19 protein-coding genes are annotated in these 20,416 nt (G+C 73.4%); 8 read left to right on the forward strand and 11 right to left on the reverse strand.

What is annotated here, in order from left to right; all coding sequences use genetic code 11:
• Window positions 1–37 precede the first annotated feature (37 nt).
• Together V7S47_RS08365 and V7S47_RS08370 are read right to left on the reverse strand one after the other, a co-directional pair.
• A complete protein-coding gene (locus tag V7S47_RS08365; RefSeq protein ID WP_336561141.1) occupies window positions 38–1,114 on the reverse strand; it encodes a hypothetical protein in 1,077 nt (358 codons plus the stop codon).
• 11 nt (window positions 1,115–1,125) lie between these two features.
• The gene (locus V7S47_RS08370) at window positions 1,126–1,881 is read right to left on the reverse strand and encodes a carbon-nitrogen hydrolase family protein (protein ID WP_336561142.1); all 756 of its coding nucleotides are present in this window, start codon (window positions 1,879–1,881) and stop codon (window positions 1,126–1,128) included.
• 27 nt (window positions 1,882–1,908) lie between these two features.
• Here V7S47_RS08370 and mobA point away from each other — a divergent pair, with 27 nt between their 5' ends.
• The 4 genes from mobA to V7S47_RS08390 are packed head-to-tail and all read left to right on the forward strand — an operon-like array spanning window position 1,909 to window position 4,431.
• Window positions 1,909–2,475: a molybdenum cofactor guanylyltransferase gene (mobA, locus tag V7S47_RS08375; RefSeq protein WP_336561143.1), complete on the forward strand. Its 567-nt coding sequence runs from the start codon at window positions 1,909–1,911 to the stop codon at window positions 2,473–2,475.
• 13 nt (window positions 2,476–2,488) lie between these two features.
• Window positions 2,489–2,815 (forward strand): DUF6457 domain-containing protein, encoded by a 327-nt coding sequence (locus V7S47_RS08380; protein WP_336561144.1) that lies wholly within the window; start codon window positions 2,489–2,491, stop codon window positions 2,813–2,815.
• Window positions 2,816–2,837: 22 nt separating this feature from the next.
• Entirely contained in the window at window positions 2,838–3,806 is a 969-nt protein-coding gene (locus V7S47_RS08385) for an NAD(P)H-quinone oxidoreductase (RefSeq protein ID WP_336561145.1), read from the forward strand.
• Window positions 3,807–3,837: 31 nt separating this feature from the next.
• Window positions 3,838–4,431 (forward strand): bacterial proteasome activator family protein, encoded by a 594-nt coding sequence (locus V7S47_RS08390; RefSeq protein ID WP_336561146.1) that lies wholly within the window; start codon window positions 3,838–3,840, stop codon window positions 4,429–4,431.
• Between the two features lie 136 nt (window positions 4,432–4,567).
• On the opposite strand, the gene V7S47_RS08395 is transcribed toward V7S47_RS08390, so the two are convergent.
• From V7S47_RS08395 to serS, 5 genes are read right to left on the reverse strand one after another with little or no spacing between them, the layout of a single operon-like run.
• On the reverse strand, window positions 4,568–5,191 hold the full coding sequence (locus tag V7S47_RS08395) for a hypothetical protein (RefSeq protein WP_336561147.1): 624 nt from the start codon (window positions 5,189–5,191) through the stop codon (window positions 4,568–4,570).
• 17 nt (window positions 5,192–5,208) lie between these two features.
• Window positions 5,209–6,018 (reverse strand): HAD family hydrolase, encoded by an 810-nt coding sequence (locus V7S47_RS08400; protein ID WP_336561148.1) that lies wholly within the window; start codon window positions 6,016–6,018, stop codon window positions 5,209–5,211.
• A 1-nt stretch (window position 6,019) separates the two neighbouring features.
• Entirely contained in the window at window positions 6,020–6,523 is a 504-nt protein-coding gene (locus tag V7S47_RS08405; RefSeq protein ID WP_336561149.1) for a GNAT family N-acetyltransferase, read from the reverse strand.
• A complete protein-coding gene (locus V7S47_RS08410) occupies window positions 6,505–7,368 on the reverse strand; it encodes an HAD family hydrolase (protein ID WP_336561150.1) in 864 nt (287 codons plus the stop codon). The genes V7S47_RS08405 and V7S47_RS08410 overlap by 19 nt, the downstream gene beginning before the upstream one ends.
• A complete protein-coding gene (gene serS, locus V7S47_RS08415; RefSeq protein ID WP_336561151.1) occupies window positions 7,361–8,647 on the reverse strand; it encodes a serine--tRNA ligase in 1,287 nt (428 codons plus the stop codon). Before serS ends, V7S47_RS08410 begins: the two co-directional genes overlap by 8 nt.
• Window positions 8,648–8,715: 68 nt before the next feature.
• Here serS and V7S47_RS08420 point away from each other — a divergent pair, with 68 nt between their 5' ends.
• The gene (locus V7S47_RS08420; RefSeq protein WP_336561152.1) at window positions 8,716–10,296 is read left to right on the forward strand and encodes a YegS/Rv2252/BmrU family lipid kinase; all 1,581 of its coding nucleotides are present in this window, start codon (window positions 8,716–8,718) and stop codon (window positions 10,294–10,296) included.
• Window positions 10,297–10,468: 172 nt separating this feature from the next.
• Here the strand turns inward: V7S47_RS08420 and V7S47_RS08425 are convergent, their stop codons facing one another.
• The 4 genes from V7S47_RS08425 to V7S47_RS08440 form a co-directional block, all read right to left on the reverse strand.
• Window positions 10,469–11,500 carry a hemolysin family protein gene (locus tag V7S47_RS08425; RefSeq protein WP_336561153.1) on the reverse strand — a complete coding sequence of 344 codons (1,032 nt, stop codon included), beginning with the start codon at window positions 11,498–11,500 and terminating at the stop codon, window positions 10,469–10,471.
• Window positions 11,500–12,864: a hemolysin family protein gene (locus tag V7S47_RS08430; RefSeq protein ID WP_336561154.1), complete on the reverse strand. Its 1,365-nt coding sequence runs from the start codon at window positions 12,862–12,864 to the stop codon at window positions 11,500–11,502. The genes V7S47_RS08425 and V7S47_RS08430 overlap by 1 nt, the downstream gene beginning before the upstream one ends.
• A gap of 172 nt (window positions 12,865–13,036) precedes the next feature.
• Window positions 13,037–13,858: an MBL fold metallo-hydrolase gene (locus V7S47_RS08435; RefSeq protein ID WP_336561155.1), complete on the reverse strand. Its 822-nt coding sequence runs from the start codon at window positions 13,856–13,858 to the stop codon at window positions 13,037–13,039.
• Window positions 13,859–13,926: 68 nt separating this feature from the next.
• Window positions 13,927–15,393, reverse strand: a complete 1,467-nt coding sequence (locus V7S47_RS08440; protein WP_336561156.1) for an MFS transporter — start codon at window positions 15,391–15,393, stop codon at window positions 13,927–13,929.
• Between the two features lie 121 nt (window positions 15,394–15,514).
• On the opposite strand from V7S47_RS08440, the gene V7S47_RS08445 reads away from it, so the two are divergent.
• From V7S47_RS08445 to kdpB, 3 genes are all read left to right on the forward strand, one after another.
• Window positions 15,515–16,525, forward strand: coding sequence for an Lrp/AsnC family transcriptional regulator (locus V7S47_RS08445; RefSeq protein ID WP_336561157.1), 1,011 nt, complete (start codon window positions 15,515–15,517; stop codon window positions 16,523–16,525).
• 218 nt (window positions 16,526–16,743) lie between these two features.
• Window positions 16,744–18,408, forward strand: coding sequence for a potassium-transporting ATPase subunit KdpA (kdpA, locus tag V7S47_RS08450; RefSeq protein ID WP_336561158.1), 1,665 nt, complete (start codon window positions 16,744–16,746; stop codon window positions 18,406–18,408).
• On the forward strand, window positions 18,405–20,369 hold the full coding sequence (gene kdpB, locus V7S47_RS08455) for a potassium-transporting ATPase subunit KdpB (RefSeq protein ID WP_336561159.1): 1,965 nt from the start codon (window positions 18,405–18,407) through the stop codon (window positions 20,367–20,369). The genes kdpA and kdpB overlap by 4 nt, the downstream gene beginning before the upstream one ends.
• The last annotated feature ends 47 nt before the right edge of the window (window positions 20,370–20,416 follow it).

Raw genomic sequence — 20,416 nt, forward strand, 5'->3', positions numbered from 1 at the left:
GTCGCGAACCTAGCCGTTACTGAGACGTACGCCGAACTCAGAGCAGCGCGCTCGTCCGCGCCGGCTCCGGGCGGGCCGCCGCCTCCTCCTCGGCCTGCCGCGCCCGGCGGCCCCGGGGGCCGGTGAGGAGCAGGTCGAGACGGACGACGACGTACCCGATGACCAGGCCGATGACCAGGCCGTAGGTCACCGACAGCCCGACCTCGGACAGGGAGATGGCGGGGTTCATCAGGGAGTTCGCGACGGGGGTGGTCGCGGCCGCGCCGAACGCGCAGACCCACCAGCCCTGGCGGCGGCGGGCGCGCATGTGGGTGCCCCAGACCAGGGCGGGTACGCCGAGGACGGTCTCGATGGGGCGCGGGAAGGCGCCGAGGTGCTCGCGGCTCCAGCGCACGCCGTCGAGGAGGTTGTCGACCAGGCCGGGGGTGCCGTAGCGGCGCAGCAGCTCGGCGTACGCGAGGGTGACGGCGAGGACGACGGCGCCGATGAGCACGGTGGCGACGCCGCGGCGGCCCAGGCCGTGGAAGCCGGCGCCGAGGCGGTAGACCACGCCGAAGGCGCCGGCGAGCGCCAGCACCAGGGTGACGTACTCGAACCGCAGCAGGTCGATGGTCGGCGCGAAGCCCGCGGTCGCGAGCGCACCGACGGCCGCGATCAGGATCGCGACGACGCACTCGCGGGCCGCCCCCACGAAGCGCCGGGCGGGGACCGTCGCGACCACGCCCAGGACGGCGCTGATGACGCAGGTCATCACGGCCGCGCCGGTGCGCAGCGCGTCCTCGTCGGCGACCAGCACGCCGATCCCGCAGGCGACGGCCAGGACGCCGAACAGGATCGGCCGGCCTCCGGTGCGGGCGGCCAGGGCCCAGGCGAACGCACCGGCCACGGCGACCGAGCCGGCACCGGCCAGCTCCTCGGGACCGACCGGGACCATCGCGGCCACCAGGCAGCCGACGCCCGCGAGGACGACGATCGCCCACACGCTCACCGGCAGCCGGGACTCCCCGACGGTGGCGGCGCGCTGGCGCAGCGGCCTGCGCTCGCGGCCCTCACGCCGCTGGCGGCGCTCCCGTGCCGGGCGCTCGGCGCGACGGCGGGGGGCGGCGGACGACACGACGAGGAAGGTTACAGACGACGGTTCGCGAGCGAGGGATTGGTACGACGCGCCTCGGCGAGCCGGTCCGGGTCCAGCTCGGCGGTCAGCACGGCCGGCCCGTCCGCGGCCTCGGCGAGCACGTCGCCCAGCGGGTCGACGACGAGCGAGTGTCCGCTGTAGCGCGGACCGGGCTGGCCGGCGGCGGCGACGTACACGGTGTTCTCGATGGCCCGGGCCCGGACCAGGGTCCGCCAGTGGTCGACCTTGCGCGGCCCGGCGACCCACGCCGCCGGCACCACCAGCACCTCGGCGCCGGCGTCGACCAGGGAACGCGCGAGCTCGGGGAAGCGCAGGTCGTAGCAGGTCATCAGGCCGACTCGCAGCCCGCCGACCTCGACGACGGCGGGCGTGATCTCACCGGCGGAGAGCCGGTCGGACTCGCGGTAGCCGAAGGAGTCGTAGAGGTGCACCTTGCGGTAGTCGGCGCTCGCCGCGCCCCGGACCACCAGCGTGTTGAACGGGCGCTCCGGGTCGGGGCCGACCTCGAACATGCCGGCCACCACCGTCGTGCCGCGCTCCGCGGCGACCTCGGCGACGGCGGTCGCGAACGGGCCGTCCGCGGCCTCGGCGTACGGGCTGACGTCGGAGCCGGCCTCGCCGAAGTCGCGGGCGAAGGCCTCGGGGAAGACCACCAGGTCCACCCCCGCCGGGGTCAGCTCGCGCAGGCGGGCGCGGTTGGCGTCCGGCTCGAGGCCGGCGGGCTCCTGGACCAGGGCGATGCGCACCACCCCAGCGTGGCACGCTGGTGGGTCATGGAGGACCTGGGTCCGTTCGACTTCTGCGCCGTGGTGCTCGCGGGCGGTACGGCGGCGCGCCTCGGGGGCGCCGACAAGGCGTCGATCGAGCTGCACGGCCGCACCCTGCTGACCCACGCGCTGGACGCGCTCGTGGACGCCGCCGAGGTGGTCGTCGTGGGCGACCCGGTGCCGACCGAGCGGCCGGTGACCTTCTGCCGCGAGAGCCCCCGGTACGGCGGCCCGGTGGCCGGTCTGCTCACCGGCGTGGACGCGCTGCTGCGCACGCCGCGGACGGTCGGGGTGCTGGCGGTCGATATGCCGCACGTGAGCGCGCTGACGTTCCGGCGGCTGCACGAGGCCGCCTCCTCGCGTGACGGGGCCGTCCTGGTCGGGCCGGACGGCCGTCGCCAGCTGGCGCTGGTGCTGGACGCCACGCGGCTGGCCGCCGTACGGCCCGGGCTCGAGGCGCCACACGGCATGGCCGTGCACCGGCTGCTCGGTCCGCTGGACCTGGCCGAGGTCGCCGCCACCGGCGACGAGCACCGCGACGTGGACACCTGGACCGACCTGCGGGACCTCTGAGAGTCTGGAACGCGTGAACCTCCACGACTGGATCGACGAGCTGAGCGACGTCCTCGACCTGGACCCGGAGATCGAGATCGACGAGGCCCTGGTGCTCGACCTGGCGCGCGTGGTCGCGCACACGGTCGAGCGGCCCGCGGCGCCGGTGACGGCGTACCTGCTGGGGCTGGCGGCGGGCGCCCAGGGCACCGACCCGACCACCGTCGAGAAGCTGGCCGCCCGCGCGCAGCAGCTCGCCGAGGGCTGGGAGCGACCGGCGGGTGCGCCGGACCCCGACGACGTCGACGACGAGGTCCCCGACGACAGCGGGGTCGACCACACGGACGAGCGCTTCGACTGAGAGCCGTCCGTAGGCTGGCGACATGCGTGCTGTCGTAGCGAGCGGGACCGGTGGTCCCGAGGTCCTGTCGGTCGCCGAGGTCCCGGACGTCGAAGCCGGCCCGGGCGAGGTGCTGGTGGCGGTCGCGGCCGCGGGCCTGAACCGCGCCGACCTGCTGCAGCGGCAGGGGTTCTACCCGCCGCCGCCGGGCGCCTCCGACGTGATCGGCATGGAGTGCAGCGGCACGGTCGCCGCCCTCGGCGAGGGCGTCACCGGCCTCGCGGTCGGCGACGAGGTCACCGCGCTGCTCGCCGGGGGCGGGTACGCCGCCCTCGTCGCCGTCCCGGCCGGCCAGGTGATGCCGGTGCCCGCCGGGGTCGACCTGGTCACCGCGGCGGCGCTGCCCGAGGTCGCGGCCACCGTCTGGTCCAACGTGTTCATGGTGGCCGGGCTCCGGCCCCAGGAGCGGCTGCTGGTCCACGGCGGCGCGGGCGGGATCGGCACCTTCGCGATCCAGATCGCCCACCGGCTGGGCGCGACCGTGCTGACCACCGGCGGCACCGCCGAGAAGCTCGCCTTCTGCACGTCGCTCGGCGCCGACGTCGCCATCAACTACCGCGACGAGGACTTCGTGGCCGTGGTGCAGGAGCACGGCGGCGCCGACGTCATCCTCGACAACATGGGCGCCAAGTACCTCGGCCGCAACGTCGACGCGCTCGCCACCGAGGGCCGGCTCGTCATCATCGGCATGCAGGGCGGCACCCGGGGCGAGCTGGACATCAGCGCCCTGCTCCGCAAGCGCGGCGCGGTCATCGCCACCACCCTGCGCGCCCGGCCGGCCGAGGAGAAGTCGGCCATCTGCGCCGCCGTCGTCGAGCACGTCTGGCCGCTGGTCGCCGAGGGCCTCGTCCAGCCCGTCGTGCACGGCACGATGCCGATCGAGCAGGTCGCCGAGGCGCACGCGCTGATGGAGTCCGGCGAGCACACCGGCAAGATCCTGCTCACCCTCTGACGGCTCCGGGCTGCTGGGTAGGGTCGACGTCATGAGCGAGCAGCAGGGGTCCGGCCAGGACGAGCAGCAGGTCATCGTGATCGGGCCGGACGGTCAGCCGCTGGGCGCCGTACCCGCCTCGGCGCTGGCGCAGGCCGCGTCCGACGACGAGGAGCCGGGCGGCGAGCGCGCGATCACCGACCTGGTCGAGCAGCCCGCGAAGGTGATGCGGATCGGCAGCATGATCCGCCAGCTGCTCGAGGAGGTGAAGGCGGCCCCGCTCGACGAGGCCAGCCGCAACCGCCTCAAGGAGATCCACCAGGCCTCCATCCACGAGCTGGAGGAGGGCCTCGCGCCCGAGCTGGTCGAGGAGCTCAACCGGCTCGCGCTGCCGTTCAGCGAGGAGACCACCCCGTCGGACGGCGAGCTGCGGATCGCCCAGGCCCAGCTGGTCGGCTGGCTCGAGGGCCTCTTCCACGGCATCCAGACCGCGATCTACGCGCAGCAGATGGCCGCGCGGGCGCAGTTCGAGCAGATCCGCAAGGGCCTGCCCTCGGGCATGCTGCCGCCGCAGGCCGCTCCGGGCGTCCAGCCCGGTCAGGACCCGGGCGCACAGCCGGGCGACTCGGGGGGCATGTACCTGTAGGTGGGCCGTCGGGGCCGCCGGGGGCCGCCGCAAAGGTTCATCGGCTAGCCGATGAACCTCACCCCGGGACGACAAAGGTTCATCGTCCAGCCTCGAGCTTCATCGGCTAGCCGATGAAACTTTGCGGGCGGGCCGATCAGCGCCGAGCCAGGCGCCGTACGACGACCAGCCCGAGCAGCCCGACGAGCACCATCGCGCCGCCGGGGGCGGCCGCGCGGGTGAAGGTGGGCGGGTCCTCGACGCCGGGGACCGGCTCGATGCTGGCGGTCTCGGCGGGGACCTCGACGGGGGGCGGCTCGCCCGCGCCGTACAGCGCCTCCAGCTCGACGAGCAGCTTGGGCCGGGCGGGCTGGGTGCCGCCGCAGCCGTCGGCGACCAGCGCGTCCTCGGCGGCCTCGACGAAGAAGGCGTAGCGGCGACCGGCCTCCAGCCGGCCCAGGTCGCACTCGGAGGTCCCGCGAACGGTCTCGACCTCGACGCTCGACTCGCGGACGTCGCCCTTGTAGATCAGCTCGACGGTGACCTCGGCGGTGAAGACCGCGGTGGCCGTGCCGTCGTCGGTGCGGACGACGGTGGAGCCGACGACCGTGCCGGTGAAGACGCTGTTGGCGTTGCGGGCCAGCCGCTCGGTGTCGGAGCGGATCACCGCGGCGGTGCAGGTGCACGCGGCCGAGGCGGAGGACGGCGCCACCCACACCAGCGCGCTCGAGAGCAGGGCCAGCACCAGGAGGCGCAGCAGCGTCACGGGCGGGGTCGGCACGCGCTCATGGAACCAGGTCACAGCCCGAACACACCAGCCAGCACCCGCGCGACGCCGTCCTCGTCATGCCCGGGGGCGACGTGGTCGGCGATCTCGGTGACGGTGCGGTGCGCGTCTGCCATGGCGTACGACGTCCCCGCCCAGGTGAGCATCGGGAGGTCGTTCGGCATGTCCCCGAACGCCACGACCTCGTCGGCGGAGATCCCGAGCCGCTCGCACAGCAGCGACAGGGTGGAGGCCTTGGTGACGTCGGGTGCGCTGATCTCGAGCAGCGCGGTCGTCGAGGACCAGGTGATGACCAGCCGGCCCTCGGTTGCGACCTCGGCCAGGTCCCAGAACTCCTCCGCGTCGAGCTCCTCGTGGCGGGCCAGCAGCTTCAGCGCGGGCCGGTCGAGGAGCTCCTCGACCGGGGCGCGCCGGCTCCCCTCGGGCATCGGGAAGCGCTCCAGGTAGCCCGGCTCCAGGCCGATCCCGTCCAGGCCCTCCACGGCGTACGACGTCCCCGGGACCGCCGCGCGGACGGCCCGGCAGACCTCGATTCCCAGCGCCGGCTCGATCGGCCGCTCCAGGTCGACCCGTTCGCGGGCGACGTCCCAGACCAGCGCGCCGTTGGAGACGATCGCCAGCCCGTGGCTGCCGACGTGCTCGAAGACCTCGGCGGCCCAGCGCAGCGGCCGGCCGGTCACGAACACCACCGGGACGTCGCGGCGGTCGAGCTCGAGCAGCACCTCGCGGGTGTAGTCGGACACTGAGCCGTCGGAGCGGACCAGGGTCCCGTCGAGGTCGGTGGCGACGAGCCGAGGCTTCGAGGCTCGCTCCGCTCGCACCTCAACCACCGTTCGACGGGAGGGGCCGCGCCATCACGAGCTCGCCGTCCTCGTTGGCCCCCCGGAGCTGGGTGAACCGGCACTTCGCGAGCACCCGGATGCTGGCCTTGTTGTCCGGCTCGACGCTGGCCCGGACCCGGATCCCGGCGGCGTCGGTGAGCTCGAGCAGGCAGGTCAGCGCCTCGGTGGCGAAGCCCCAGCCGCGGGCCTCGGCGACCAGGCCGTAGCCGACCTCGACCTCGGCGATCCCGTCCTCCAGGCCGGCGGCCGGCTCCGGCGGGCCGAAGAAGCCGATCGAGCCGAGCACGGTCGTGCCCCGCACGATGCTCCGCGGCGCCCACGGGTCGCCCGCGCGCCACAGGGTGGCGGCGTCGCGGTCGTCCCGGCGCGGGAAGTCGGCGTGCCACCCGGGGCGTCGTACGCCGTCGCGCATCGCGGCCACGTCGTCCGCGGTCCAGAGCGGCAGCCGGAGGCGCTCGGTCGCGACTACCGCGGGGAGAACCACTGGTCGATCTCGATCGCGGCGCCGTCCTCGTAGACGCTCTCCGTGACCGCGTCGGCGACGTCGAGGACCGGCTGGATGGCCTGGCCCATCGCCACGCCGCGACCGGCCCACTGGAGCATCTCGATGTCGTTGCGGCCGTCGCCGATGGCGAGTACGTCGGCCGCGGTGAGGCCGAGCTCGTCGCAGACGTGCGCGAGACCCGAGGCCTTGTCGACGCCGACGGCCGCCAGGTCGAGCCAGGCGGTCCAGCCGACGACGTAGTTGGTGCCGTGCAGGCCGAGGTCGCCGGCCAGGGCCACGAACTCGTCGGCGGTCGCCTCGGGGTCGCGGATGATCACCCGGCTGACCGGGCCGGCGACCAGGTCGTCGACCGCGGTCACGATCATCTCGCCGGAGAGCTCGCCCTCCGGGAAGTGGTCGGTGACGCGGTAGCCGACCCCGCGCTCCTCGACCGCGACCAGCGCGTTCGGGTGCCGCTCAAGGACCGCCTTGACGGCCGGACCGGCGTCGAAGGTCTCCTCGCGGACCACCTCGAGCGGCGGGTAGCGGGTGATCACCGCGCCGTTCGAGGCGACGATCCAGAGCCGGTCGCCGTCCTGGCCGCGCAGGTCGAGCAGGTCGGCGATCGGGGTCATGCCGTGCGGGGAGCGGCCGCTGGCCAGCACCACGTGGGCGCCGGCGTCGAGGGCGCGGTGCACGGCGTCGTACACGGCCGGGGAGATCTCCTCGCGGGTGGCGCCCTCGCCCTCGATCCACTTCAGCAGGGTGCCGTCGATGTCGAGGGCGACGACCTTCGGAGTCCAGTCTGGGTTTCGAGACGGTCGCTGCGCGACCTCCTCAACCACCGAGTCCTCCGACGGGCTTCAGCACCTCGAGGCCGCCGAGGTGGGGCTGGAGCGCTTGCGGGACCCGGACCGAGCCGTCGGCCTGCTGGTGGGTCTCGAGGATCGCGACGATCGTGCGGGTCATCGCGCAGAGCGTGCCGTTGAGCGTGGCGACCGGGCCGACCTGGCCGTCGTACCGGGCCCGGGTGTCCAGGCGCCGGGTCTGGAACTCGGTGCAGTTGGAGGTCGAGGTGAGCTCGCGGTACTTGCCCTGCGTGGGGATCCAGGCCTCGCAGTCGAACTTGCGGATGGCCGACAGGCCCAGGTCGCCGGCGGCCACGTCGATGACGCGGTAGGCGAGCTCGAGGCTGTCGAGGAACTCCTTCTCCCAGGCCAGCAGCCGCTGGTGCTCGGCGTACGAGTCCTCGGTCGTCGTGTAGACGAACATCTCGACCTTGTCGAACCAGTGGACCCGGATGATCCCCTTGGTGTCCTTGCCGTGCGAGCCGGCCTCCTTGCGGAAGCACGGGCTGAACGAGGCGTAGCGCAGCGGCAGCGCGGCGCCGTCGAGGATCTCGTCGGAGTGGTACGCCGCCATCGGCACCTCGGACGTGCCGACGAGGTAGAGGTCGTCGCCCTCGATCTTGTAGACGTCGTCGGCCGCCTGGCCGAGGAAGCCGGTGCCGTCCATGGCCCGCGGGCGCACCAGCGCGGGCGCGATGACCTGGGTGAAGCCGGCGTTGCGGGCCTGCTCCATCGCCAGGTTGATCAGCGCGAACTCGAGCTGGGCCCCGACGCCGGTGAGGAAGTAGAAGCGGCTGCCCGAGACCTTGGCGCCGCGGTCCAGGTCGATGGCCCCGAGGAGCTTGCCGAGCTCGATGTGGTCGCGCGGCTCGAAGCCCTCGGCGGCGAAGTCGCGCGGGGTTCCGACGGTCTCCAGGACCACGAAGTCGTCCTCACCACCCTCCGGGGTCTCCTCGGAGGCCAGGTTGGGCAGCGACAGGAGCGCGGCGTTCCACGCCTCGTCGGCGGCGGTCTGGGCCGCCTCGGCGGCCTTCACCTCGGCGGCGAGGGTCTTGGTCTGGGCGAGCAGGGCCTGCTTCTCGTCGCCCTGGGCCTGCGGGATCAGCTTGCCGAGCTGCTTCTGCTCGGCCCGCTTGCCCTCGAAGTCGAGGATGGCCCGCCGGCGCTCGGCGTCGGCGGCGAGGGCCTGGTCGACCACCTCGTCGGACAGCCCGCGCTTGGCCTGGGCGGCGCGCACACGGTCGGGGTCTTCGCGGAGGATGCGGGGGTCGATCATGACGTCAGGCTATCGGGGCGTACGGCGGCGGCTCACGCGAGTAATGCCCCCTTGGTCATACTTGGCCGGTGCTGGATCGTCCCCGTGTCGTGCTGCTGAGCTGGGCAGCCCTGTGCTACCTGCTGTTCGCGGCCCTCGCGGTGGCCGTCGACCAGCGGTGGGCGCCGGTCGTCGACGTCGACGACCGCGGCGGGCCGGCCACCTCCTGGGCGACCGACCTGGGCTGGCTGCGCCACCTGCTGCGCGGCGTCGAGGAGGCGTTCGGCGACGTCGGCATCGTGGTCGCCGGTGTCGCGCTGGCGGTCGGGCTGTTCGTCAAGGGCCACCGCCGGGCCGCCGGGTACGCCGTCGGCGTGCTGGTCGTCGCCCGGGCGCTGACCCACCTGACCAAGCTGCTGCTGGACCGCGACCGGCCCGAGTGGCAGGTGCTGGTCAACGAGCACGGAACGCCGTCGTACCCCTCGGGGCACGCGACGATGATCGCCGCGCTGGCCGGCGTGGTGTGCGTGCTGGTGCTGATGCTGGTGCGCCGCTCCGGCGTACGACGGGTCGTGTACGTCGCCGCCGGCCTGGTGACCGTGCTGGTCTGCCTCGACCGGGTGCTGCTCGGCCGGCACTACCCCTCCGACGTCGTCGGTGGCGTGCTGCTCGGCACCGGCACCGTGCTCCTCGGGCTCTCGATCTACAGCCCGCTGCCGCGGAGCATCGCGGTGAAGTCCGGCGTCCAGCCGCTGCCCGAGGTGTTCAGCTCGGCGCGCCAGCTCGCCGTGGTGCTGAACCCGATCAAGGTCGAGGACGTCGGCGCCTTCCAGGCCATCGTCACCGCGATGGCCACCGAGGCCGGCTGGAACGAGCCGACCTGGCACCTCACGACCATCGAGGACCCCGGCACGGGCATGGCCGAGGCGGCGTCGGTCGCCGGCGCCGACCTGGTGCTGGTGTGCGGCGGCGACGGCACGGTCCGCGAGGTCTGCGCGGAGCTGGCCGGCACCGGGATCCCGGTCGGGATCATCCCCGCCGGCACCGGCAACCTGCTGGCCCGCAACCTCGGCATCCCGCTCTACCTGCGCTCGGCCATCGACATCGGCCTCAACGGCCAGGACCGGGCGATCGACCTGGTGAACGTCAGCGGCGACGGCTTCGACGACACCCACTTCATGGTGATGGCCGGCATGGGCTTCGACGCCGCGATCATGGAGGGCGTCAACGAGGACCTGAAGAAGAAGGTCGGCTGGATCGCCTACGTCCTCTCCGGGATGAAGGCGCTGATGTTCCCGGCGGTGAAGGTCGAGATCTCGGTCGACGGCGCGCCGTTCACCAAGCACCGCGCCCGCACCGTCGTGGTCGGCAACGTCGGCTCGCTACAGGCCGGCATGCCGCTGCTGCCCGACGCCGCCATCGACGACGGGCAGCTCGACGTCGTCCTGCTGCACCCGCAGCGGTTCCTGTCCTGGGTGCCGCTCGCCTTCCGGGTGCTCGCCAAGCGGTCGCGCACCGACGACACCATCAACCGGATGACCGGCGCGACGATCCACGTCCGCGCCGGCTCCGACACCCCCCGTCAGCTCGACGGCGACTCCATCGGCCTGGGCCGCGAGCTCCGCATGGAGTGCGTCCACGGCCGCCTGCTCGTCCGCGTCCCGCGCTAGCGAGGACGCGCCAGCGGACTCGCTGATGGTGGTCGAGCGAGCCGCGCGGCTGAGCTCGCGAAGCCGCGACCGGCGTGTCGAGACCCATTCCGCTCCCGCGGGAGACCCAGCCGGGTCGCCGAGTCGGCGCGAACTCGCGCCGACTCGGCACCACCCTCACGCCGACTCGGCGTCAGGCGGGCTGCTCGCGGAGCGGGAACAGGCGCTGGAGCAGGTCGGCGATGGTGACCAGACCGCGGACCCGGTCCGGGCCGCCGTCGGGGCCGGCCGGGTCGGTGACCACGGCCAGCTGGTTGCTGGACTCCCGCATCCGCGCGAGGGCGGCGTACACCGTGGTGTCGGCGGGCAGCGACAGGACCGGCCGGGTGAGCGGGGCGATCGGGCCCTCGGCGTCCTCCTCGAGGGTGTCGCGGACGTGCACCAGGCCCACGGTCCGGTCGGCGTCGCCGACCAGGATCCGCAGGTGGCCGGTCCGACGGCTCGCCGCCTGGACGTCCGCGACCCGCGCGCCCTCGGGCACCGCGGTGGGCGTGGCCGCCCGGACCAGGTCGCCCAGGGTGAGGGTCTCCAGCTCCAGGGCGCCCGTCAGCTGGGCGGAGTACGACGCGTCCAGCGCGCCGACGTTGGCCGAGTGCTCGACGAGCTGTCGCAGGCCGGCCGGGTCCTGGCCGCCGGCCATCTCGTCGACGGCCTCGACCCCGACCTTGCGCAGACACCAGTTCGCGGCGTTGTTGAGGCCGCGGAGCAGCGGGCGGGTGAGGAGCATGAAGCCGCGCATCGGGATCGCCAGCAGCGTGGCCGAACGCTCCGGGTGGGCGATGGCCCACGACTTGGGCGCCATCTCGCCGACGACCAGGTGCAGGAAGGTCACCACGATCAGCGCCAGCACGAAGCCCGCGACGTCGGCGGCCCAGAGCACGACGCCCCAGCCCTCGAACAGCGGGGTCAGCCAGTGGTGGACGGCCGGCTTGGTGATCGCGCCGAGCGCCAGCACGCTGATGGTGATGCCCAGCTGGGAGCCGGCGAGCAGCACGGTCAGCTCCGAGGAGCTGCGGAGCGCGGCCCGGGCCGACCGACTGTTCGGGGCGGCGTCCTCGAGACGGTGCTTCTTGGCCGCCATGAGCGCGAACTCGACGGCCACGAAGAACGCGCTCGCGGCGATGATGACGACGGTGGCGACGGCCACCACGACGGGGTTCTCCATCAGGACTCCTCCACCTCGTTGGTGACCGCGTGGACGGTCACGCGCACGGTCGCGGGGACGTGCTGCTCCACCTCGACCACCTCCAGCCGCGCGAGGCGCGGGGCGGGCTCGCCGTCCTGGACCAGGTCGGCCGGGTCGTCCGGCAGCCGGATCTCCACGACGGTGCCGACCTCGGGCAGCCGGCCGTGCTCGGCGATGACCAGGCCGCCGAGGGTCTGGTAGTCGCCGTCGGGCAGGTCCTGGCCCAGCGCGCGCTCGACCTCGTCGAGCGGCAGGTCGGCCGGCACCAGCCAGGAGCCGTCGGCCTCGTCGACCGCGACCGGCTCGTCGTCGGTGTCGTGCTCGTCGGTCAGCTCGCCGACCAGCTCCTCGGCCAGGTCCTCCAGGGTGAGCACGCCCACGAAGCCGCCGTACTCGTCGACGACGGCGGCCAGCTCGTTGCGGGTGCTGGCCAGCTCCTTCAGGGCGTCCGGCAGCGCCATCCGGGTGGGGACGACGAGCGGCGGGCGGGTCAGGTCGGCGAGCGTCGCGCCGGGCGCGGCGTCCAGGACGTCGCCGAGGTGGACGACGCCCGCGATGCCCTGCTCCGCGTCGACCACGGGGTAGCGGGAGTGGCCGGTGGCCATCAGCCGTCGTACCTCGGGGACGTCGGTGCCGACCGCGACCACGTCGACGCGGCTGCGCGGCACCATCGCGTGCTCGACGTCGCGGGTCGGGAAGTCCAGGACCCGGTCGAGCAGGACCGAGAGCTCCTCCGGGAGGTCGCCGGTCTCGCGCGACTCGGCCACGATGTGCTCGAGGTCGCGGGCGGTCGCGGAGTGCTCGACGTCGTGGACCGGCTCGATGCGCAGCGCGCGGAGCAGCAGGTTGGAGGACTGGTCGAAGACCCAGATCAGCGGCCCGGTGGCCTTCAGGTAGGCCAGCGTCGAGATCGCCAGCCGGTCGGCGACCGGCTCCGGCCGGGCGATGGCCAGGTTCTTGGGGAACAGCTCGCCGAACAGCATCTGCACCAGGGTCGAGAAGACCAGCGCCAGCACGGTGCCGATCGCGATGCCGACGCCGGTCGGCACCCCGACCCCGCCCAGCAGTTCGCCGAGCGAGTCACCGATCAGCGGCTCGGCGACGTACCCGACCAGCAGGCCGGTGACGGTGATGCCGAGCTGGGCGCCGGACAGCATGAACGACGTACGGCGGGTGACCTTCAGCGCTCGTTCGGCGGTGGCGTCACCCGCGGCGGCGCGGGCCTTGAGGCGGGAGCGGTCGACCGCCATGTAGGCGAACTCCTGGGCCACGAAGTAGCCGGTCGCCGCGGTGATCGCGAGCACCACCAGCAGGCCCAGGAGCAGCGAGAGGATGGTCGTCATCGGCCACCCGCCTCAGGAACGAGTCGGGTGGCCTGGGATCGTCGAGGTTTCTTCTTGCGCATGGTCCTGGGAGAACGAGCGTGGTCGGCCCCGAGTTCCCGGTGTGGTGGGCGGCACCTCGTCGTCGAGTCCCGGCCGCGGCCGGTCACGGCACGCCGAGGATCTACGTCCGCTACTGACCGGGCCGACGGGCGAGGCTCCGCACCTGGCCCTCGTGGATGTCGCGCACCCACTCCCAGCCGGGCTCGACCGCGGGGCCGATGCGCGGGTCGTCCACGTGACGCCCCTCGCGCAGGGCGTGCAGGTAGGCCCGGTCCAGCTCGATCCGGGCGTCCACCTGGTCGCCCCGACCGACCGACCCGTGACCCGGTACGACGACCTCGACGCCCGCCGCGGCGGTCTCCAGCACGTCGAGCCCGACGAGGTACTCCTCGACCGGGTCGTTCGTGGCGCCGACGTCGTCGAGCATCGGGACGAACACGTCGGAGAGCATGTCGCCCGCGACCAGCACCCCCTGCTCCTCGACCACCAGGGCCGCGTGCCCGGGCGAGTGCGCCGGGTGCTCCACGACCCGCACCGGCGGGCCGTCCCAGGGGACCTCCGTCCCGCCGGCCGGCAGACCCGTGGCGAGACCGAAGAGGTCGAGCGGCGTCTCCCCGGCGATCTCCGGTGGGAGGCCCGCCGCCACCCGGGCTCGCCAGTCCGGGTGCGACCGGACCTCGCGCAGGACGCCCGCGCAGCGCGCCGTGCCGTAGCGGGGCACGTCGCCCAGGGCCTCGTGCCAGAGCACGTGGTCCCAGTCCGGGTGCGTGGCGAAGCCGGCCACCACCGGCAGACCCCGCGCGCGCAGGTCGGCGGCGAGGCAGCCCATCTCAGCCCCGGTGATGCCGGGATCGACGAGCAGCACGCCGTCCCGGCCCTCGACGACCACGGTGTTGTTGCGCAGCAGCGGGCTCTGGTGGACCAGCACGCCGGTCGCGATCTCGGTCAGCACGGGTCGACCGTCGTTCGTGGTCCGGGATTCGTGTTCACGGATGCTGAGACCCGCAGAGTCGGCGTGGTTCATCGGTCGTCGGTCGCCGACATGCCGACCGACGGTCGGACCCGCCGGCGTACGCCGTCGACCACGCCGGCCGCCAGGCACAGCAGCGCCGCGATGCCGAGCAACGTGGCGTTGACGACGAGCGCCGTGTGCACGGCCTCCGTGGGCGTCGCGCCCGCGGCCAGCCGGTCGGAGAACACCACGCCGAGGATCGCCGGCCCCAGGGCGCCGCCGTACTGACGCAGGGCGGTGTTGGTGGCCGCCGCCATGCCGGCCTGCTGCCAGGGGACCGCGTTGATGGCGGCCGTGGAGACCGTGGTCATCGTGATCGCCAGCCCGACGCCGAAGATCGCGAGCCGCCAGGCGAGATCGGCGTAGCCGGTCCCGGCCTCGATGCCGGTCAGCGCGACGACGCCGACGGCGCTCACGGCCAGGCCTCCGGCGAGCAGCAGCAACGGCTGCAGCCGGTGGAGGAAGGGTCCGAGGAACGGGGGCACCAGGGCTCCCACGCCGGTCACGAACACCATCCGGCCGCCGATCTCGAGCGCGGACAGGTGCTGGACGTAGCCCAGGAACAGGCTGAGCAGGAAGAACGCCCCCACGACGGAGAAGAGCGCCACGAGCGCGGAGACGCCGGCCGCGGTGAAGTCGGCGGAGCGGAACAGCCGCAGGTCCATGAGTGGCGTCTCGGTGGTGAGCTCGACGGCCACGAACCCGATCAGGGCGATGACCGCGACGGCGTACCCGAGCCAGGTGCTGGTGGCGGACCACCCGTGCTGGCCACCGCTGATGGTGGCGTAGATCGAGGAGGCGATGGTCACCGTCGCGCAGGCCTGACCGCCCCAGTCGGGGCGGCGCCCCTCCGGGGCCTTCGACTCCGGAAGCAGGGCGAGAGCGACGCCACCGGCGGCCAGGGCGAGCGCGGCCGTCGGGGCGAAGATCCAGCCCCAGTCGTCGGTCGCCTCGAGGAGGCTGCCGGAGATGATCGGGCCGAGGGCGAGCCCGAGCATCAGGCCGGTGGCCCACATGCCGATGAACCGCCCGCGTCGACGCGGGTCGGGCACGGCGTGGCCGATCAGCGCCAGAGTGGTGGGCAGCAGCAGCCCGGCGCCGAGGCCACTGACCGCCTGGCCCAGCCACAGCGTGTGGACCGCGGTGGAGCCGGACGCGAGCCCGGCGCTGCCGGCCACGATCGCGCCGAGGACGGTGAGGAGCATGCCCACGATGAAGGCCCGCCGGCGGCCGTAGAGGTCGCCGAGCACCCCGGCGGACAGCACGGTGGCGGCCATCGGGATCACGTACGCGTCGCTGACCCACTGCAGGTCGGCGGTGGAGGCGCCGGTGGCGGTTCCGATCGTGGTGAGGGCCACGCTGGTGGCCGAGATGGGGACGTAGGTGACGAACACGCCGAGCACGGCGAGCCCGATCGTCAGGGTGGCCTCGCGGGTGGGGGCGTCGGCGGCTCGCGCGACGGCAGCGGTGGGCATGGTGGCTTCCTCGGATCGTGGGCCCGCCGGGATGCGGGCCGCGTCGGAAGTCTCCGGGCCGGCAGGGATCTCTCCACCGCACATCACGGGGTGGGCGCATCGATCTGCCATCATCGACTCCGTGCCCGAGGAAAGTGTCGCTCTCGACCAGATCGATCGACAGATCCTCCACAGCCTGCACCTGGCGCCCCGCGCTCCGTTCGCGGTGCTCGCCGGGGTGCTCGGCATCTCCGAGCAGACCGTGGCGAGGCGCTACCGGCGGATGCGCCGGGACGGGATCGTCCGGGTGCTCGGCGTCCGCCGGCCCGAGGGGCGGGGCGAGACCGCCTGGGTGGTGCGGATCCGGTGCCGCCCCGGCGGCGCGCCCGCCCTCGCTCGGGCCCTCGCCCAGCGCGAGGACGTCTCCTGGGTGTCGATCGCCGCTGGCGCCGTCGAGGTCGTCTGCTCGGTGCGCAGCCCCTCCGCCCGGATCCGCGAGGACCTCCTGGTCGACCGGCTGCCGCGCAGCAGCCCGGTCCTGGGCGTCGAGGTGGCCATGGTGATGCACGGCTACGTCGTCGAGCTCTCCGAGCCGACCGGGCTGCGCGCACTCGACGACGCCCAGCGGGCCGCACTCACCGAGTGGTCCGTCTCCGACCCCGCCCCCGACGCGTCCACCTGGCCACTCCTCCCGCCCGACGCCCACGATCGCGCCCTGCTGGCGCGCCTGAGCGAGGACGGCCGGGCGACGTACGCCGACCTCGCCGCCGTGTCCGGCACCACCGCCGGGGCCGCGCGCCGCCGGCTCCGGTCCCTGCTCGCCGCCGGGCTGGTCTACCTCGACGTCGACGTCTCGCCGGACGTGATCGACCGCGCGGTCGCCGCTCACCTGTGGGCCACCGTCCGGCCCGGCGACCTCGACGCGGCCGGGCGGAGGGTCGCGGACCTGCCCGGGGTCGAGTACGCCGCCGCCATCACCGGCCAGCACAACCTCCTGGTGTCGGTCACCTCCCGCGACCACCGTGAGCTCTACGAGCTCGTCACCCAGGGAGTCGGGTCGCTGCCGGGCATCGTGGCGCTCGAGATCTCGCCGTGGGGCACCGTGGTGAAGCGGACGGGCACCCTCGTGGCCGACGGTCGCCTCGCCCCGTGACCGCGCACCGCGGGTCGGGCATCCGGCAGCCGGGTCGACGACTGACCCACCGTCCGGATCCCGTCAAGGCCGACCGGGAGGCCGTCAAGGAACCGTCAAGGACGCGTGAGGACGCCGTACGACGGACCTATCAATGAGGACGTGACCGATCTTCTCTACCTCGCCCTGACGCTGCTCGCCTTCGTGGCGATGGCGCTCCTGACCCGGGCGCTCGACCGGTGAGCGACCTCGCCCCGGCCCTCGGCCAGCTCGCGGTGCTCGTCGTCGCGCTGGCCGTCTCCGTCCCCTTCCTGGGCCGCTACCTCGCCCACGTCTACACCTCGCCGAAGCACCTACGGGTCGAGCGGGCGGCGTACCGCGTCCTGCGCGTCGACCCCGACGCCGACCAGCACTGGCGCAGCTACGCGATGTCGGTGCTCGGCTTCTCGATGGTCGGCATCCTGGTGCTCTACGCGTTCGGCCGGCTCCAGCAGCACCTGCCGCTGAGCCTGGGCTTCGGGCCGCTGACGCCGGACGGCTCCTGGAACACCGCGGTCAGCTTCGTGACGAACACGAACTGGCAGTGGTACTCCGGCGAGGCCGCCCTGGGCCACCTGATGCAGATGTCCGGCCTGACCGTGCAGAACTTCGTGTCGGCCGCGGTCGGCATGGCCGTCGCCGCCGCGTTCGCCCGCGGGCTCGCCCGCAGCGGGGGGCACGCCCGGATCGGCAGCTTCTTCACCGACCTGGTGCGCGGCGTCGTCCGTGTGCTGCTGCCGATCTCCGTGCTCGGCGCCGCCGTGCTGATCCTGCTCGGCGTCGTGCAGAACCTCGCCTCGAACGCCGACCTCACCACCCTCGACGGCGCGACCCAGGTGCTCACCGGCGGCCCGGTCGCGAGCCAGGAGGCGATCAAGCAGCTGGGCACCAACGGCGGCGGCTTCTACAACGTGAACGCCGCCCACCCGTTCGAGAACCCCACCGCGCTCAGCAACCTGGTCTCGATCTACCTGATGCTGCTGATCCCGTTCGCCACCGCGTGGTCCTTCGGCCTCATCGTCAAGGACCGGCGCCAGGGCGTCGCCGTCCTGTCGGTCATGGCGACCCTGCTGACGATCGGCGTCGGCCTGCTGACCTGGGCCGAGATGGCGGCCCCTGGGACGGCGCCGCAGCTCGCCGGGGCCGCGATGGAGGGCAAGGAGGCCCGCTTCGGCGAGGCCGGCTCGGCGCTGTTCGCCGCCGTCACCACGGGTACGTCGACCGGCGCCGTGAACTCCATGCACGACTCGCTGACCGCCCCCGGCGGCGGCGTCGCCCTGTTCGGGATGATGCTCGGCGAGATCTCGCCCGGCGGCGTCGGCAGCGGCCTCTACGGCATGCTGATGCTGGCGATCCTCACCGTCTTCCTGTGCGGCCTGATGGTCGGTCGTACGCCCGAGTACCTCGGCAAGAAGATCAGCCAGCGCGAGATCGTCCTGGTCGCGGCGTACGTCCTGACCACCCCGATCCTGCTGCTCGCCGGCATCGCGGTCGCCGTCACCGCGAGCGACGGCGTGGCCGGGCTCCAGGAGAGCGGCCCGCACGGCTTCACCGAGGCGCTGTACGCCGTCGCCTCGGCCGCCAACAACAACGGCAGCTCGTTCGGCGGCCTGACCTCCGGCACGCCGTTCTGGAACACCCTGCTCGGCCTGCTGATGCTCTTGGGCCGGTTCCTGCCGATGCTCATCGTCCTCGCCCTGGCCGGCCGGTTCTCCGCGCAGCAGCGGCTGCCGCAGAGCGCCGGCACCCTGCCCACCCACCGACCGCTGTTCGTGGTCCTCCTGACGGGCGTCGCCCTGGTCGTGGTCGGCCTGAACTACGTCCCCGTCCTCACCCTCGGTCCGATCGTGGAGTCCCTGTCGTGAACGCCCTCACCCTTCGCCAGGCCCTCCCTGGCGCCCTCCGCAAGCTGGACCCGCGCGAGCTGGTCCGCACCCCCGTGATGCTCGTCGTCTGGCTCGGCGCGCTGCTCACCACGATCCTGTCGGTGACCGACCCGAGCGTGCTCGGCTGGTCGGTCACGGTCTGGCTCTGGCTGACCGTCATCTTCGGCAACCTGGCCGAGTCGGTCGCCGAGGGCCGCGGCAAGGCCCAGGCCGCCAGCCTGCGCGCGCTGCAGCAGGAGACCACCGCCTTCCGGCAGCGGCCCGACGGCTCCGTGGAGGAGGTCCCCTCGACCTCGCTGCGCAAGGACGACCTGGTGGTCGTCGTGGCCGGCCAGCGGATCCCCGGCGACGGCGACGTCGTCGAGGGCGTCGCCTCCGTCGACGAGTCGGCCGTGACCGGCGAGTCGGCCCCCGTGATCCGGGAGTCGGGCGGCGACCGCTCCGCGGTCACCGGCGGTACGACGGTCCTGTCGGACCGGATCGTCGTCCGCATCACCTCCGAGCCCGGGCAGTCGTTCGTGGACCGGATGATCGCCCTGGTCGAGGGCTCCGAGCGCCAGCGCACCCCCAACGAGGTCGCGCTGAACGTGCTGCTGTCCGCCCTGACGGTCTGCTTCCTGGCCGTGGTCGGCTCGCTCTGGTTCGTCGCCGACTTCAGCGGCGCGCAGCAGTCGGTCCTGGTGCTGACCGCGCTGCTGGTCTGCCTGATCCCCACCACCATCGGCGCCCTGCTCTCGGCCATCGGCATCGCCGGGATGGACCGTCTGGTGCGCCGCAACGTGCTCGCCATGTCGGGCCGCGCGGTCGAGGCGGCCGGCGACGTCGACGTGCTCCTGCTCGACAAGACCGGCACCATCACCTACGGCAACCGGCGGGCCAGCGAGCTGCTGCCGCTCGACGGCGTCACCCAGCGCGAGCTGGCCGACGCGGCGCTGCTGGCCTCGCTGGCCGACGAGACGCCCGAGGGGCGCTCGATCGTCGACCTGGTCGGCGAGCGGCCGGACGTGCCCGCGGGGGCGGTGTTCGTGGAGTTCAGCGCGAGCACCCGGATGAGCGGCCTCGACGTCGACGGCCGGTCGATCCGCAAGGGCGCCGCGTCCGCGGTGACCGCGTGGGTGGGCCGGACCGACCCCGGGCTCGACGTCCTGGTCCAGCAGGTCAGCGAGACCGGCGGCACGCCGCTCGTGGTGGCCGAGCAGGACCGGCTGCTCGGCGTCGTCCACCTCAAGGACGTCGTGAAGGAGGGGATGCGCGAGCGCTTCGACGAGCTGCGGGCGATGGGCATCCGCACGGTGATGATCACCGGCGACAACGCGGTGACCGCGAAGGCGATCGCCGCCGAGGCCGGGGTGGACGACGTGCTCGCCGAGGCCACGCCGGAGGACAAGCTGGCGCTGATCCGCAAGGAGCAGACCGGCGGCCGGATGGTCGCGATGTGCGGCGACGGCACCAACGACGCCCCGGCGCTGGCCCAGGCCGACGTCGGCGTCGCGATGAACACGGGCACGACCGCCGCCAAGGAGGCCGGCAACATGGTCGACCTCGACAGCGACCCGACGAAGCTCATCGACGTCGTCGAGATCGGCAAGCAGCTGCTCATCACCCGCGGGGCGCTGACGACGTTCTCGGTGGCCAACGACGTCGCGAAGTACTTCGCCGTCCTGCCCGCGATGTTCGTGGTCGCGTTCCCCGGCATCGACGTCCTCAACGTCATGCGGCTCAGCTCGCCGGAGTCGGCGATCGTCTCGGCGGTCGTGTTCAACGCGCTGATCATCGTCGCGCTGATCCCGCTCGCGCTCCGCGGCGTGCACTACAAGCCGGCCTCGGCCACCGCGCTGCTGCGCCGCAACCTGCTGGTCTACGGCGTCGGCGGTCTGGTCGCGCCGTTCGTCGGCATCAAGCTCCTCGACCTCGTCGTCTCCCTCATCCCCGGGCTCTAGGCCCACGCTCGGCTCACCGGGTCTCGAGACGGTCGCTGCGCGACCTC

It is taken from the genome of Nocardioides sp. CCNWLW216 (genome assembly GCF_037120545.1).
GTDB classification, from domain to species: domain Bacteria; phylum Actinomycetota; class Actinomycetes; order Propionibacteriales; family Nocardioidaceae; genus Nocardioides; species Nocardioides lianchengensis.